The sequence below is a fragment of the Geodermatophilus sp. URMC 60 genome, assembly GCF_053502585.1.
On the sequence record NZ_CP199958.1, the window covers coordinates 3,109,004 to 3,123,667 of the forward strand.

Genomic DNA, 14,664 nt, shown 5'->3' on the forward strand with positions numbered 1-14,664 from the left:
GGGCGGTCACCCGGCCGACGAGGTGGTGGCCGGGGCCGTCGTCGGGGTCCCCGTGGCCGGGGCCTCCTCGGTCGGGCCCGTCGTGGTCGGCGCAGCGACGGCGGACCGGGGTCCCCGGTCGTCCTCCCGGTCCTCGTCGTCCTCGTTCTTCCAGTCCTCCTCCTTCCCCTCCTCGTGCTTCCCGTCCTCGTGCTTCCCGTCCTCGTGCTTGCCGTCCTCGTGCTTGCCGTCCTCGTGCTTGCCGTCCTCGTGCTTCCCGTCCTCGTGGTCCCGGTGGTCGCCCCGCGCCGGGTCGGCAGCCCGGTCGTCGTGGCCGTCGTGCTCCTCGTCGTCGTCCGACCGCGGCGCCGCCGAGGAGGAGGGCGTCGCCGAGGGGGAAGGTGCCGGTTCGGGCTGGGGCTGCGGTTCGGGCTGGGGCTGCGGTTCGGGCTCGGGCTGCGGTTCGGGCTCGGGCGCGGGGGCGTCCTGCGACGGCGTCCCGGCCGGCCCGCCGGTCGCCGACCGGCCCTGCGTCCCCGGCGCGGGTTCGGCGCCCGACGGCACCCCGGCCACACCCGTCGGGGCGGTCGCTCCCGTGGCCGGCGCCGCGCGGGTCCGTGACGGTGCGCTGGTGGCCTGCGCGCCGTCCGGTCGGATGACCTCGAGCGGCGCCGCGGCCGTCGCACCGGCGGGGGAGGGCTGCGCCCACTCGCCGGGTGCGGTGCTGCGCCGCGGCACCGCACCGGCGGGCTCGTCCTCCGGCGGGGAGGGAGCGGCCGACGACCCCGGCGGGGGGCTGCCGGACGGCGCAGCACCCGTCACGGGCTCCTCGGCCGCGGGCCGGGCGGGCTCGACCGGCGCGCCGAGCAGCGAGAAGCCGGCCCACGCGCCGGTGAGCGTCACCGTGCCGATGGCGGCCAGCACCGCGATCGCACCGGCAACCAGCGCCAGCTGCTCGGACCACGCCCGCCGGGCGGGCCGCCGGGTCGCCCCGTAGTACAGCAGGACCGGCCGCCGCTGCGGATCGGCCGGTGGAGCGGCGGAACGCCGGCTGCGGTGCCGGCCGCTGCCGCTCATCCGGTCGTCCGGTGGGGTCCGGCCGGGCGCAGCCGGCGCTCGGCCCAGAGCGCCGCCTGGGTGCGGTCGGTGGCGCCGATCCGCTGCAGGATTCGCGTGACGTGGGTCTTGACGGTGGCCTCGCTGATCCGGAGCCGCCGGGCGATCACCTTGTTCGGCAGGCCCTGCCGGACCAGTTCGAGCACCTCCTTCTCGCGGTCGGTGAGCAGGTCGCCCTGGCCGCGGTCGCGCAGGTCGGCGAGGAGCGCGGAGGTGACCATGGGGTCGACCGGTGCCCCGCCGGCGGCGATGCAGCGCACCGCGTCGAGGATCGACTCGCCGTCCTGGTACTTGAGCAGGTACCCGTCGGCACCGGCGATCAGAGCGGGTAGCACGAGGTCGGGCTCGCCGAAGGAGGTGAGCACCAGCACCGGGGTGGTGCGTCCGCGCTCACGCAGCGTGCGGATGACCGTCACGCCGTCCCGGCCCGGCATCGACAGGTCGAGCAGCAGCACGTCGGGGTCCAGCCGTTCGACCAGCTCCAGGGCGGTGTCACCGTCACCGACCGCGCCCACGCACTCGAGACCGTCGGCGGCGTCCAGCAGGCTGGAGATGCCCCGCCGGACGACGGCGTGGTCGTCGACCACCAGCACCCGGATCACCGCGCGGCTCCAACGGTCAGCGGAGCGGTGGTCGACAGCGGGACGGTCGCGACCAGCCGGGTGCCCTCTCCCGGGGCGCTGGTCAGCGTCAGCGAACCGCCCGCGTCCACCAGCAGCTCGCCCAGTGCGCGCAGGCCGACGTGGCCGGCCGCGAACCGCGCATCCAGGCGGCTCGCGTCGAAGCCCTGCCCGTCGTCCTCGATCCTCATCGTGGCGACCCCCTGGTCTCGGGTGACGACGACCTCCACCGAGGTCGCCCGGCTGTGCGCGGTGACGTTGCGCAGCGCCTCCTGGGCGCAGCGGTAGAGCAGTGCCGCCGTCGGCCCGGGCAGGTCGCGGGCGGCGTCGGCGTGCACGAAGACGCGGATGCCGGAGCGGCCGACCTCCTGTGCCAGCACCTGCAGGGCCGGCAGCAGACCGCCGCGGAAGGCGCCGCGGGCCGGGATGAGCGCGACCAGCAGGGCGCGCAGGTCCTCGACGCTCTGGCGCACCCCGGCCGCGGTGCGCTCGAACAGCTCGGCGTCCTCGGCGTTGCGCGGCCTGCCGCGCATCTGTGCGGCGTCGAGCTCGTAGGCCAACCCGGTGAGGTCCTGGACGACGTGGTCGTGCACCTCGCCGGCGATCCGGCGCCGCTCGGCGTCGGAGGCGTCCACGGCGGCCTGCAGCAGCGCGTCCTCGGACTGCTGCGACCGGCGCAGCCGCGACGCCAGCCGCCAGGCCAGCGGCACCTGGATCACCTGCAGCAGCGCCAGGGCGCCCAGCGCGGCGGGCGCGAAGCGCAGCCAGGTGCGCTGGGCGAGGTCGGTGACCTCGGAGTAGCTCTCGTGGAACTCGACCAGCAGGGGGGTGCCGTGCACGTCGTCCACCCCCACCCAGGCCACCAGCACCCGGCCGCTGCTGCGGCCCGCGAGCACGCCCGGATCGCCGGGATCGGCCACCTGCGAGGCGACCGACCCGGAGTCCAGGGCCCGCCGTGCCTCGGGCGGCAGCGCGGCCACCTGGCCCACGACGCTGCGGTCGTCGGCCCAGAGCACCCGACCGTCGCCGGCCCGCACCCGGACCGCGACCACCGGGCCGGCATCGACCAGGGCGCTGACGTGCGTCCGTAGGTCCGCTGGGACGTCGGGCGGCACACCCGGGGCGCTGTCCAGGGCGGGCGTGAGCGTGGCGGCCGTGACGTGTGCCAGGCTCTCGAATGCCCGGGTGCCCTGGTCGAGACCGGCCCGGCGGGCGAGCACCCCGGTGAGCAGGGCCAGTGCGAGGGTCACGGCGAGCCCGGCGCAGGTGAACCAGGCGACCGGAGCAGCCACGGACGCGTGCCGTCCCGCTCGATGGGCCGCCGTGCGCTGCCCTGTCCGGACCACTCGTCGAACGATAGGGAGGGACAGTTCCGTATCGGGGGTTCGCGGACGCGGTGCAGCTCGGAGCTGGTGCCGCACGTCGGCGCGCCCGGGGAGTCCTACCGACCGCGACGATCCGATCACGGTGCGGGACGGCGGGAACCGGGCGCGTCTCGCCGACGACCACTCCACCGTGACCACTCGAACCCCGGCCGTGCGCCGGACCGTCGCCACCGTCCTGATGGGCGCCGTCGTGCTCGCCGCCGGCACCGGGACGGCGGCCGCCCACGTGGAGGTCAGCGCGGAGGACGCCGTGGCCGGCACCGGCCCGGTGACGCTCGCCTTCTCCGCGGCGTCCGAGGCTGAGGCGGGCATCACCGCCATGCGCACGCAGCTGCCCGCGGGCATCGACCCGGCCGGCGTCTCGCTGGCCGCCGGGCCGGCCGGATGGGCGCTCACCCCGACCGCTGAGGGCTTCGAGGTCGGCGGGCCGGCCCTGCCCGTCGGCGCGGACGCCGAGTACGCGGTGACGGTGGCGGCCCTGCCCGCCGGCGTGTCCGAGCTGGCGTTCCCGACGGTGCAGGTCTACGCCGACGGCACCGAGGACGCCTGGATCGAGCAGGAGGTGCCGGGCGGGCCGGAGCCGGAGCTGCCGGCGCCGGTGCTCGCCGTCGCCCCGGGTGCGGCTGCGCCCTCGACGGCGGCTCCCTCGACGCCGGCTCCGGCGTCCCCGACCGTGGCGTCCGAGCCTGCGGCGCCCACCGCGTCGGCCCCCGGGCCCGCCGCGGCGGCCGACGACGGCACCGGCAGCGGCTGGCTGGTGGCGGCCGCGGCCGTCGCCGCGCTCGCCGCCGCGGCCGGCGGCCTGTGGTACCGCCGCTCGCGCGCAGCGCGGTGATCACCCCCGCCTAGACTCGGCGGGCGTGTCCCGCAGCCCCTTGATCGCGCCCAGCCTCCTGTCCGCAGACTTCGCCCGGCTGGCAGAGGAGGCGCAGCGGGTCGCCGACGCCGACTGGCTGCACTTCGACGTCATGGACGCGCACTTCGTGCCGAACCTGACCTTCGGGCTGCCGGTCATGCAGGCGGTGCAGGCGGTCAGCCCGGTGCCGCTGGACTGCCACCTGATGATCGAGGACCCGGCGCGCTGGGCGCCGGGCTACGCCGAGGCCGGTGCGCGCAACGTCACCGTGCACGCCGAGGCCTGCACCGGCGACCCGCGCGCCGTCGCCCGCGACCTGCACGCCGCGGGGTCGCTGGCGGGCCTGGCGCTCAAGCCGGGGACCCCGCTCGAGGCGTACCTCGACGTGCTCCCGGAGTTCGACACCCTGCTCGTGATGACCGTGGAGCCCGGCTTCGGCGGCCAGAGCTTCATCGCCGAGACGCTGCCCAAGGTGCGCCGCGCGCGCGAGCTGGTCGACACCGGGCACCTCGAGCTGCTCGTCGAGGTCGACGGCGGGATCAACGCCGACACCATCGAGCAGGCCGCCGCCGCCGGCGCCGACGTGTTCGTCGCCGGCTCGGCCGTCTACGGCGCCGACGACCCGGCGCGCGCCATCGCCGGTCTGCGCGCGCGGGCCGCTGCGGCGCGGCAGGGGTGACCGCCACCGCGGCCGAGCTCGCCGCCATGGCCCGGGCGCGCGAGCTGGGCATGGCCGTCCTCGGCACCACCAGTCCGAACCCGGCGGTGGGCGCGGTGGTGCTGGCCGGCGACGGGACGCCGGTAGGGGAGGGTGCGACCGCACCGCCCGGCGGCCCGCACGCCGAGGTGCGGGCGCTCGCGCAGGCGGGTGAGCGGGCCCGGGGGGGCACCGCCGTCGTCACCCTCGAGCCGTGCGCGCACACCGGCCGCACGGGGCCGTGCGCCGAGGCGCTGGTCGCCGCCGGCGTGGCCCGCGTGGTGGTCGCCGTCCCCGAGCCCACGCGGCTGGCCGGTGGCGGGGCCGCCCGGCTGCGGGCTGCCGGCATCGACGTCGAGCTCGGCGTGGAGCAGCGGGCGGCCGAGGAGGGCGCGCTGGGCGCGTGGCTGACCGGCGTGCGCGAGGGGCGCCCGTTCGTGGTGTGGAAGGTCGCCGGCACCCTCGACGGCCGGGTGGCGGCCGCCGACGGCAGCAGCCGCTGGGTCACCGGCCCGGAGGCGCGGGCCGCCGTCCACCGGCTGCGGGCCACCTGCGACGCGGTCCTCGTCGGGTCGGGGACGGCGCTGACCGACGACCCGCAGCTGACGGTCCGGGACGCCGACGGGCGGGACGCCGCCCGGCAGCCGCTGCGCGTCGTCCTCGACCGCCGCGGCCGGGTGCCCGGGACCGCCCGGGTGCTCGACGGCGCCGCGCCCACCCTGGTCAGCGCCGCAGCCGGTCCGCGGGAGCTGCTCGACGAGCTGTTCGCCCGGGACGTGCGGCGGGTACTGCTCGAGGGTGGCCCGACCCTGGCCGCAGCTTTCCTGTGCGAGGGGCTCGTCGACGAGGCGGTCGTGCACCTGGCGCCCAAGCTGCTCGGGGCCGGTGCACCGCTCGTGGGCGACCTGGGAATCACCGGGATCAGCGACGCGCTGACCCTCTCGGTCACCGGCCTCACCCGCCTGGGCGGGGACGTGGAGATACGGCTGCGGCCGACCCGGCACACTGGGGACCGGCGCGCCGCGGACGACCACGGCGCGACCGGAGGGAGTTGATCGTGTTCACCGGCATCGTCGAGGAGGTCGGCACCCTGCTCGCCCGCGAAGGGGCCGGCGGGGTGGGTCGGGAGGAGGACTCGGCCCGGCTGCGCATCCGGGCCCGCAAGGCGCTCGAGGGCGTGGCGCTGGGCGACTCCATCGCCGTCAACGGCGTGTGCCTGACCGTCACCGGTGCGGACGGCGAGGAGTGGACGACCGACGTGATGGCCGAGACCCTCCGCCGCAGCAGCCTGGGCGCCCTGAGCGCCGGCGACCCGGTCAACCTGGAGCGCGCGGTCACCCCGCACACCCGCCTCGGTGGGCACCTGGTCCAGGGCCACGTCGACGGCGTCGGCACCGTCCGCACCCGCATCCCCGGCGAGCGCTGGGAGGTCGTGCGGATCGGCCTGCCGCCGGAGCTGGCGCGCTACGTCGTCGAGAAGGGGTCGATCACCGTGGACGGCGTCTCGCTGACCGTCAGCGCGGTCAGCCCCGCGGACGACCCCGAGCCGTGGTTCGAGGTCAGCCTGATCCCCACCACCCTGCGCGAGACCACGCTGGGTGCCGTCCCTCCCGGGAGCCCGGTCAACCTGGAGGTCGACGTGATCGCCAAGTACGTGGAACGCCTGTTGGGAGCACGCTCGTGAGCGGGTCGGCGAGCTCGCTCAGGGACGCTGCAGCCGCGCGCACGGAGCCGATGAGCGCCAGCGAGGAGGGTTCGTGAGCGTCACCGTCCGCCTGGACACCGTCGAGGACGCCATCGCCGCCGTGAAGAGCGGCCGCCCGGTCGTCGTGATGGACGACGAGGACCGCGAGAACGAGGGCGACCTCATCTTCGCCTCCGAGCTGGCCACGCCGGAGCTCGTCGCGTTCATGGTCCGCTACACCTCGGGCTACATCTGCGTGGCCGTCACCGAGGCCGACGCCGACCGGCTGGACCTGCCCCCGATGTTCCGGGTCAACCAGGACCGCCGCGGCACCGCCTACACCGTCACCGTCGATGCCCGCGAGGGCGTGACCACCGGCATCTCCGCGGCCGACCGCGCGCAGACCATCCGGCTGCTCGCCTCGACGGACACCCACTCGACCGACCTCGCCCGGCCCGGCCACATCGTGCCGCTGCGCGCCCGGGACGGCGGCGTGCTGCGCCGCCCGGGGCACACCGAGGCCGCCGTCGACCTCGCGGTGCTCGCCGGACTGCGCCCCTCGGGCGCGCTGTGCGAGCTCGTCAGCGAGAAGGACCCGATCGGCATGGCGCGCGGCGAGGAGCTGCGCGTCTTCGCCGACGAGCACGACCTCTGCCTGATCTCCATCGCCGATCTGATCGCCTACCGCAAGCGCTTCGACAAGCTGGTCGAGCGCGTGGCCGAGGCCACCGTCCCGCTGGCACCGGGGACCTTCACCGCTGTCGGCTACCGCAGCTCCTATGACGAGCGCGAGCACGTCGCCTTCGTCTACGGCGACATCGGCGACGGCGAGGACGTCCTCGTTCGCGTGCACTCCGAGTGCCTCACCGGCGACGTGTTCGGCTCGCTGCGCTGCGACTGCGGACCGCAGCTGCAGGCCGCGCTGGCGGCGGTGGCCCAGGAGGGGCGGGGCGTCGTGCTCTACATCCGCGGGCACGAGGGCCGGGGGATCGGCCTCCTGCACAAGCTGCAGGCCTACCAGCTCCAGGACATGGGGATCGACACCGTCGACGCCAACCTCGACCTCGGCCTGCCCGCCGACGCCCGCGACTACGGCACCGGGGCGCAGATCCTCGTCGACCTGGGCGTGCACACGATGCGGCTGCTCACCAACAACCCGGCCAAGCGCGCCGGGCTGGAGGGCTACGGGCTCAAGGTGACCGGCCGGGTACCGCTGCCCAGCCACGTCACCGCGGAGAACCTGGCCTATCTGCGCACCAAGCGCGACCGCATGGGCCACCTGCTCGACATCATCGAGCCGGAGACCGAGTCCGGCCCGGCCGACGCCGCGACCGTGCCGGGAACCGACGTTCCGCTGCGCCAGACGGAACAGCGGCTGTGAACGAGCTCGCGGGTCCACCGGTGGGCACAGCAGCGGGGCCGGCGAGCGCCGGCGAGGAGGCCGAGTGAGTGGGAAGGGTGCGCCCGAGGCGGCTGCGGTCGACGCGGCCGGGCTGACGCTCGGCATCGTCGCCACCACCTGGCACGCCGAGATCACCGGCGCACTGCTGGACCGCGCGGTCGCCGCCGCGGTGGCCAGTGGCGTGCCCGAGCCGACCGTCGTCCGCGTGCCGGGGGCGGTCGAGCTGCCGGTGGTCGCCCAGGCGCTCACCGAGCGGCACGACGCCGTCGTCGCGCTCGGCGTCGTCATCCGCGGCGGGACCCCGCACTTCGAGTACGTCTGCGACGCGGTGACCGCAGGCCTCACGCGGGTCGCCCTCGACGCGGGCAGGCCCGTCGGCAACGGCGTCCTCACCTGCGACACCGAGGAGCAGGCACGCGACCGGGCCGGGCTGCCCGGCTCCGCCGAGGACAAGGGCTGGGAGGCGGCCGTGGCCGCCCTGGCCACGGCGCTGACCCTCCGCAGCCTGCGCGGGTCCTCCCGGTCCACCGGGTTCTCGATCCGACCGGCCGACGGGAGCCGCGCGTGAAGACCTTCGACCAGCTGTTCGCCGAGCTCTCCGCCAAGGTCGCCGCCGGTGACCCGGCGTCGGGGACGGTCACGGCGGTCCGCGACGGGGTGCACGCCGCGGGCAAGAAGGTCGTCGAGGAGGCCGCCGAGTCCTGGATGGCCGCCGAGCACGAAGGGGCCGAGCGCACCGCCGAGGAGGTCAGCCAGCTCCTCTACCGGGTGCAGGTCCTGATGCTCGCCCGCGGGGTGACCCTGGACGACGTCTATGCCCACCTCTGAGAGAGGGCCCTCCTACCCCCCACCGCTCGCAAGCGCGCGGCGGGACCCTGCAGGCGGGCCGAACACCGACACCGACACCGACACCGAAGGAGAGTCCTCCGTGCTGCGCATCGCCGTGCCCAACAAGGGCGTCCTGAGCGAGCCCGCGGCCGCCATGCTCGCCGAGAGCGGCTACCGGCAGCGCCGCAGCACCAAGGACCTCGCTGTCTACGACCCCGACAGCGACACCGAGTTCTTCTACCTGCGGCCTCGCGACATCGCCGTGTACGTCGCCGCCGGCACGCTGGACGTCGGCATCACCGGCCGGGACATGCTGCTCGAGACCGCGCCGGCCGTCGGCGAGGGCGCCGCGGCGGTGGAGGTCATGCCGCTGGGCTTCGGCCGCTCCTCCTTCCGGTTCGCCTCGCCGCTGGAGTCCGGCATCGAGAGCGTCGAGCAACTCGCCGGCAAGCGGATCGCCACGGCCTATCCGGTGCTGCTGCAGCGCTACCTCGACGAGCAGGGCATCGCCGCCTCGGTGGTCAAGCTCGACGGCGCCGTGGAGACCGCCTGTCGGCTCGGCGTCGCCGAGGCCGTCTGCGACGTGGTCGAGACCGGGACGACGCTGCGCGCGGCCGGGCTGCACATCATCGGCGAACCGGTGCTCACCAGCGAGGCCATCCTGGTGCGGCGGTCCGGCGCCGAGGAGATCCCCGCGGTCGCCCAGCTGCGCCGCCGGCTGCGCGGTGTCCTGGTGGCCCGGCAGTACGTGATGCTCGACTACGACTGCCCGAACGACCTGCTGGAGAAGGCGACCGCCCTGACCCCCGGTCTCGAGGGGCCGACGGTCAGCCCGCTGCAGACCGAGGGCTGGTCGGCGGTGCGGGCGATGGTCGCGCAGCACGAGACCAACCGGGTGATGGACGAGCTGTGGGAGCTCGGTGCCCGCGCCATCCTCGTCACCAGCATCCACGCCTGCCGGCTGTGACACTGCGGTCCTACCGGACCGCACCGCCCCCACGTGCCGTCCCCGGCCGCCGCTCAGCCGCAGCCCGTGTCCCGATCGGGAGACCCCCCCGGGCGCCCGCGATCGGTCCACCCCCGCCACGTGCCGTCCTCGCCTGCCTGACGTGCGAGAGCCCCCGTCCGGGGTGGACGGGGGCTCTCGCTCGTTCCGCCGGATGGCTCCCTCCGGAGGCTCGCCGCGAGCGTGCGAGCGGCGAGGACGGAGGTCTCCGTCAGCGGACGCGCATGGTCCGGTCGACCAGGTCGATCGCGGTGCACAGCCCCAGTGCCATCGCCCGGCCGCTGGTGGCGCCGGTCGCCAGCAGGCCGTCGATCGCCGGGGCCAGCGGACGCTCGCCGACCAGCCCGTGCAGCACCGCGGCGTACTCGGCGCTCACCCGGCCGGCAGACGCGTGCCGCAGCAGCGCCCGCGACAGCTCCGTCGTCCGGCCGGCGGCCAGGGCGGAGACCGCGGCGGCGAACCGCTCGGCGGCGGGGTGCCCCAGCAGCACCAGTCCGGCCATCGTGCCGGCCATCACGTCGTCCCCGGCCGGGGTGAGCCCCGGGCCCAGGCCGATCAGTCGCGTGGCGGTCCGCAGCGCGGCGTCGAGGTCGGCCCGGCGGACCGCGCCGCGCAGGGCGGCCAGCGGGCCACCGGGACCGGCCGGCAGGCCGGGGAGGGTGAACGCGCTGTGCGGGACGCCCTCCCCGTAGAGGGCGTTGCGCAGCTGGCGCACGCCCTCGGGCAGCAGGGCCGGACGGGGGCGGGGCAGCCGGGGACGGGGGTCCCACCAGGCGGCGGCGCTGACGGCGAGGTCGCCCACGACGATGCGTCCGCCGCCGACCTCGGCCGGGGCGTCGGGCGGCAGCGCCACCAGCGGGCGGCCGTTGCTGGGGCGGAACAGCACGCAGGCCAGCGGCAGCCGGGCGGCGTCGCTGGTGAGCACCCCGACGACGTCCCCACCGCGGTCGGTGGACACCTGCAGGTAGACGGCGGCGGGCACGCTGAGCAGGACGCGCGCCGGGCGGACCGGGCCGCGCAGGAGGTCGGCGACACCAGTGCTCGCCGAGGCGGGCACGGCGGTGGCGGCACGGGCGGGGGGAGCGGTGCGCGCGGTGGCCTGGGCGGACTCGCGCGGCAGCGGGATGGTCGGTAGTCCGGCCCGCGCGGCGCGGCCACGCGGGGCGGTCGGAGCCCCGGGGCGGCTCCCGCCCGGGCCTGCGGTCTCGTCGATGGTGCGCATGGCGACCTCTTCACGCTGGAAGACCACGGGAGGCACCGTCGGCTCGGGACCCCCCGCCCGGGCCCGTCCACCCGCTGGAGGGGGCTGGACGGCACCCTGGCGGGAACCGGCCTACCATCCACCGGGCGGAGTGGAACCGGGTCTCGAACCTATGCGGCGCGTCGCACGCCCAAGTATGGCGGAAGTCGCCAAGAATGGGGTGGCAGGTCAAGGCACTCCTGACAGGGTGCTGTGGCATGAGCATGTGCATCGGCAACTGGAAGAGTGAGTGTCGTGACCCAGGGTGAAGCCTCCTTCGTCGTCCCCACGCTGGGTGAGGGCATGATTTCGTCCCGGCGTCACCTGTCAGCAGCGGAGGCGCCCGTGACCGAGAGCCGCGGCGAACGGCCGAGCTGGCAGGAGCGCATGGGCCTGACCCTGGCCGAGGCGCTGCGGCTGCCCGGCCTGGCGGGCACCGAGGTGGTCGCCGGGAGGGGCGGCCTGGACCGGGTCGTCCGCTACATGGTGGTCGACGACCCCGCCGACCCGCTGGCCGTGGCCGGTCCCGACGTCCTCGTCGTCCTCGGCGCCCGCCTGCCGCCGGCCGACGCCGCCAACTGCCGCGCCCTGGTGGAGCGGCTGGACTCCATGGGCACCACGGCGTTGGCCTACCGCCGGGCCGAGGGACCCCCGCCGGTGCCCGCCGACGTGCTCGCCGAGGCCGACCGCCGGGCGCTGCCGGTGCTCGCCCTGCCTGCGGCGGTGCGGACGGGTGAGGTCGTCTCCGAGGTGCTCGGCGCCGTCGTCGAGAAGCAGAGCGAGGCGCTGGCCCTCTCCACCCGCATGCACGACCAGTTCATCGACGTCGCCCTCAGCGGCGGTGGGCTGGCCGAGGTCACCGAGCAGCTCGCGGAGTCCCTGGAGGGGGCCGCCGTCCTGGGCCTGGGGCCGGACCGCGAGATCGTCACCAGCGCCGGCCCGGCCGATGACGTCGCCGAGATCAGCGACTGGCTGTGGCTGCTCGACGCCGAGGCCGAGGACGAGATGGCGATGATGGCGCCGTCCCGCCGGCTCTCGGGCCTGCGCGCCGACCAGATCGTCGTCACCCCGGCCGACGTCCTCGCCGACGCCGACCTCTCCCCGGCCGACGGCATCCTGCTCGTCCCCGGGCACCACGAGCTGCCCGGCGGGGTGGGGGAGTACGCGGTGGCCCCGATCATGGCCGGCGACCAGAGGCACGGCTGGCTGGTCGCCGTCCACCGCAGCGGGCCGATGCTGGTCGGCGCCGGTGCGGTGCTGGAGCGGGCGGCGGTCGTCTCGGCGCTCTCGGTCATCCGCCAGCAGGCGGTGCACTCGGTCGAGCTGCGCTTCCAGGGCGACCTGGTGCGCCGGCTGGTGGCCGGGTCGCTGCGGCACACCGAGCGCGCGCTGGCCCAGACCCGCTCCTTCGGCTGGCGGCTCGACGGCCCGGTCGTCGTCCTGGTGACCGCCACCGAGACCGCCGCCGACCCCCAGGCCGACCCCACCCGTGCCCTCGACGTCCTCGACCGGCTGGCCGACGGCTGGCGCGCCGCGCTGGAGACCGAGGTCTCCGGCGCGGCGGTGGCCGGGCTGTCCACGGAGATCGTCACCGTGCTGCCGCTCGACGGGCGGACGCCGGAGGAGATCACCTCGCTGGTGACCGCGGTGACCGGGCGGGTCAACGCGCGGGTGCGCCGCGTCGGACGGGTGCTCGGCACCGGCATCGGCCGCCCGGCGGGCTCGCTGTCCGCGCTGGGCGAGGCGCACCAGCAGGCCTCCCGGGCCCTGGGCGTCGGGCAGGAGATCCACGGGTCGCAGGCGGTCACCCACTTCGACCAGCTGGGCGTCTTCCGGCTGCTGTCGCTGATCCCGGACAGCACCGAGCTGCGCAACTACGTCGACGAGGTGCTGGGGACGCTCGCCGACGCCGCCGACCCCGACTCCGCGGACCTGCGGGAGACGCTGCGGGTGCTGCTGGAGACCAACCTCAACGTCGCGGAGTCCGCCCGTCGGCTGCACTTCCACTACAACACGATGCGCTACCGGATCGGCAAGCTCGAGCGGCTGCTCGGGCCCTTCACCACCGACCCGACGCTGCGGCTGAACCTGCTGCTGGCGCTGCACGCGGCGCGGATGCGAGGTCTGGACCAGCCGCACCGCCCGCCGGTGGACGCCGCGATGACGCTTCCCCCGGACGACGGCCTCGACGCGCTGGTCTGAGCGCGCCGTGGGGAGGAGCGTGGCGGCGCTGGTCGTGCGCATGGGGGAGTTGCTGGCGTCGCTGGAGGCCGACGGCGACCCCGCGCGCTTCTTCCTCGGCGTGTACCTGCGGACGACGGTCGCCGTCGGAGCGGCGATCGACGCGGGCGACTTCGAGGACCCGGCCTGGGTCGAGGAGTGGGACGTCGACTTCGCCGGCCTCTACCTCGACGCCCTGGACGCCCACCGCCGCGACCCGGCGTCGGCGCCCCGGCCGTGGCGGCACGCCTTCGGCGCCCGGCCGGACCTGCCGCCGGAGGCCCACGTGCTCCTGGGCGTGAACGCGCACATCAACTACGACCTGCCGCAGTCGCTGGTGCGGGTCATCCCGCCGGCCGAGTTCGACACCCCCGCGATGCTGGCGATGCGCGGGCGCGACCACGAGCGGATCGACCGGGTGCTCGCCTCCCGGGTCGCCGCCGAGGACGGCGAGCTGCACCGCGCCGGGGGACGGCGGACGCGGCTGGACCGGCTGCTGGCCCCGGTGAACCGCACCGCCAGCCGGGTGTTCCTGCGTGAGTCCCGGCGCAAGGTGTGGGCCAACGCGGCCGCACTCGACCGCGCCCGCCGCGCCGGCCCGGACGCCGCCGCGGCCCGGCTGGCCGACCTGGAGGCCGCCTCCACGGCGCGGGTCGACGACCTGCTGCGCCCCGGCCCGGTGCTGGTGCGGCTGGCCGTCCGCGGCTTCGGCGTCACCATCGACTGACCGCCTCGGCGCGCCGGGCCGGGCGGCATCGGCGAGGCTGGGACGACGGCCGCGCCCGGTGGCCGCTCGAGGAGGTGTCTGCATGAGCGAGGTCGCTCGTCCGCTGTCCGGCAGGGTCGCGCTGGTCACCGGCGCGTCGTCGGGGATCGGCGAGGCCACCGCCGTCGCACTGGCCGAGGCCGGCGCGTCCGTGGCGATCGGCGCCCGTCGCCGCGACCGGCTCGACGGCCTCGCCGCGCGGCTCTCCGATGCCGGCGCGAAGGTCGCCACCCTCGACCTCGACGTCACCGACGAGGCGTCCTGCCGGGACGCCGTCGCCCGCACCCGCAGCGAGCTTGGCGGCCTCGACGTGCTGGTCAACAACGCCGGCGTGATGCTGCTGGGCACGATCGTCGGCGCCGACACCGAGGACTGGCGGCGGATGCTGTCCACCAACGTCCTCGGCCTCATGTACATGACCCACGCGGCGATCGAGGGCATGGTGGAGCAGGGCTCGGGGGACGTCGTCAACATCTCCAGCGTCGCCGGCCGCCAGGCACGCAAGGGCGCCGGTGTCTACAACGCCTCGAAGTGGGCGGTGAACGCCTTCAGCGAGTCACTGCGCCAGGAGGTGACGACGAAGGGCGTGCGCATCTCGCTGGTCGAGCCCGGCGCCGTCAGCACCGAGCTGACCGACCACATCACCCAGCCCGAGGCCAGGGCGGCGTCGGTGCAGATGTACACGAGCATGCGCGCGCTGCACGCCGAGGACATCGCCCGCGCGATCGTCTACGTGGTCTCCCAACCGGCCCACGTGGCGGTCAACGAGGTGCTGGTGCGCCCCACCGACCAGGAGCGCTGATCGGATCGGCCGGCGCGGCAGTGGGTCAGCGGCCCTCCTCGACGCTCGCCCCCTCCAGGGCCT

15 protein-coding genes are annotated in these 14,664 nt (G+C 75.9%); 11 read left to right on the forward strand and 4 right to left on the reverse strand.

Features of this window, described 5'->3' with window-relative positions; all coding sequences use genetic code 11:
- Positions 1–6: 6 nt before the first annotated feature.
- Genes ACWIX3_RS14790 through ACWIX3_RS14800 form a run of 3 tightly spaced genes read right to left on the reverse strand, consistent with a single transcriptional unit; the run spans position 7 to position 3,007 of the window.
- Positions 7–1,056 (reverse strand): hypothetical protein, encoded by a 1,050-nt coding sequence (locus tag ACWIX3_RS14790; RefSeq protein ID WP_448608109.1) that lies wholly within the window; start codon positions 1,054–1,056, stop codon positions 7–9.
- The gene (locus ACWIX3_RS14795; protein WP_448608110.1) at positions 1,053–1,697 is read right to left on the reverse strand and encodes a response regulator; all 645 of its coding nucleotides are present in this window, start codon (positions 1,695–1,697) and stop codon (positions 1,053–1,055) included. The genes ACWIX3_RS14790 and ACWIX3_RS14795 overlap by 4 nt, the downstream gene beginning before the upstream one ends.
- Entirely contained in the window at positions 1,694–3,007 is a 1,314-nt protein-coding gene (locus ACWIX3_RS14800) for a sensor histidine kinase (RefSeq protein WP_448608111.1), read from the reverse strand. Before ACWIX3_RS14800 ends, ACWIX3_RS14795 begins: the two co-directional genes overlap by 4 nt.
- Positions 3,008–3,230: 223 nt before the next feature.
- Here ACWIX3_RS14800 and ACWIX3_RS14805 point away from each other — a divergent pair, with 223 nt between their 5' ends.
- The 8 genes from ACWIX3_RS14805 to hisG all read left to right on the forward strand — a co-directional run bounded on the left by ACWIX3_RS14805 (position 3,231) and on the right by hisG (position 9,534).
- Entirely contained in the window at positions 3,231–3,935 is a 705-nt protein-coding gene (locus ACWIX3_RS14805) for a DUF1775 domain-containing protein (RefSeq protein WP_448608112.1), read from the forward strand.
- Positions 3,936–3,960: 25 nt separating this feature from the next.
- Complete coding sequence (rpe, locus tag ACWIX3_RS14810) at positions 3,961–4,635, forward strand: ribulose-phosphate 3-epimerase (RefSeq protein ID WP_448608113.1); 675 nt, start codon at positions 3,961–3,963, stop codon at positions 4,633–4,635.
- A complete protein-coding gene (gene ribD, locus ACWIX3_RS14815) occupies positions 4,632–5,708 on the forward strand; it encodes a bifunctional diaminohydroxyphosphoribosylaminopyrimidine deaminase/5-amino-6-(5-phosphoribosylamino)uracil reductase RibD (RefSeq protein ID WP_448608114.1) in 1,077 nt (358 codons plus the stop codon). Before rpe ends, ribD begins: the two co-directional genes overlap by 4 nt.
- Positions 5,709–5,710: 2 nt before the next feature.
- Entirely contained in the window at positions 5,711–6,337 is a 627-nt protein-coding gene (locus tag ACWIX3_RS14820) for a riboflavin synthase (protein WP_448608115.1), read from the forward strand.
- Positions 6,338–6,410: 73 nt separating this feature from the next.
- Positions 6,411–7,718, forward strand: coding sequence for a bifunctional 3,4-dihydroxy-2-butanone-4-phosphate synthase/GTP cyclohydrolase II (locus tag ACWIX3_RS14825; protein WP_448608116.1), 1,308 nt, complete (start codon positions 6,411–6,413; stop codon positions 7,716–7,718).
- Between the two features lie 64 nt (positions 7,719–7,782).
- Complete coding sequence (ribH, locus tag ACWIX3_RS14830; protein ID WP_448608117.1) at positions 7,783–8,307, forward strand: 6,7-dimethyl-8-ribityllumazine synthase; 525 nt, start codon at positions 7,783–7,785, stop codon at positions 8,305–8,307.
- The gene (locus ACWIX3_RS14835; protein WP_448608118.1) at positions 8,304–8,567 is read left to right on the forward strand and encodes a phosphoribosyl-ATP diphosphatase; all 264 of its coding nucleotides are present in this window, start codon (positions 8,304–8,306) and stop codon (positions 8,565–8,567) included. The genes ribH and ACWIX3_RS14835 overlap by 4 nt, the downstream gene beginning before the upstream one ends.
- A 100-nt stretch (positions 8,568–8,667) precedes the next feature.
- Positions 8,668–9,534: an ATP phosphoribosyltransferase gene (gene hisG / locus ACWIX3_RS14840; RefSeq protein WP_448608119.1), complete on the forward strand. Its 867-nt coding sequence runs from the start codon at positions 8,668–8,670 to the stop codon at positions 9,532–9,534.
- 250 nt (positions 9,535–9,784) lie between these two features.
- On the opposite strand, the gene ACWIX3_RS14845 is transcribed toward hisG, so the two are convergent.
- Complete coding sequence (locus ACWIX3_RS14845) at positions 9,785–10,822, reverse strand: DUF2877 domain-containing protein (protein WP_448608120.1); 1,038 nt, start codon at positions 10,820–10,822, stop codon at positions 9,785–9,787.
- Between the two features lie 336 nt (positions 10,823–11,158).
- Here ACWIX3_RS14845 and ACWIX3_RS14850 point away from each other — a divergent pair, with 336 nt between their 5' ends.
- The 3 genes from ACWIX3_RS14850 (at position 11,159) to ACWIX3_RS14860 (ending at position 14,601) form a co-directional block, all read left to right on the forward strand.
- Positions 11,159–13,015: a PucR family transcriptional regulator gene (locus tag ACWIX3_RS14850; protein ID WP_448608121.1), complete on the forward strand. Its 1,857-nt coding sequence runs from the start codon at positions 11,159–11,161 to the stop codon at positions 13,013–13,015.
- A 19-nt stretch (positions 13,016–13,034) separates the two neighbouring features.
- Positions 13,035–13,760: a DUF5995 family protein gene (locus ACWIX3_RS14855; protein ID WP_448608122.1), complete on the forward strand. Its 726-nt coding sequence runs from the start codon at positions 13,035–13,037 to the stop codon at positions 13,758–13,760.
- A gap of 82 nt (positions 13,761–13,842) precedes the next feature.
- A complete protein-coding gene (locus tag ACWIX3_RS14860) occupies positions 13,843–14,601 on the forward strand; it encodes an SDR family NAD(P)-dependent oxidoreductase (protein WP_448608123.1) in 759 nt (252 codons plus the stop codon).
- Positions 14,602–14,664: the final 63 nt, after the last annotated feature.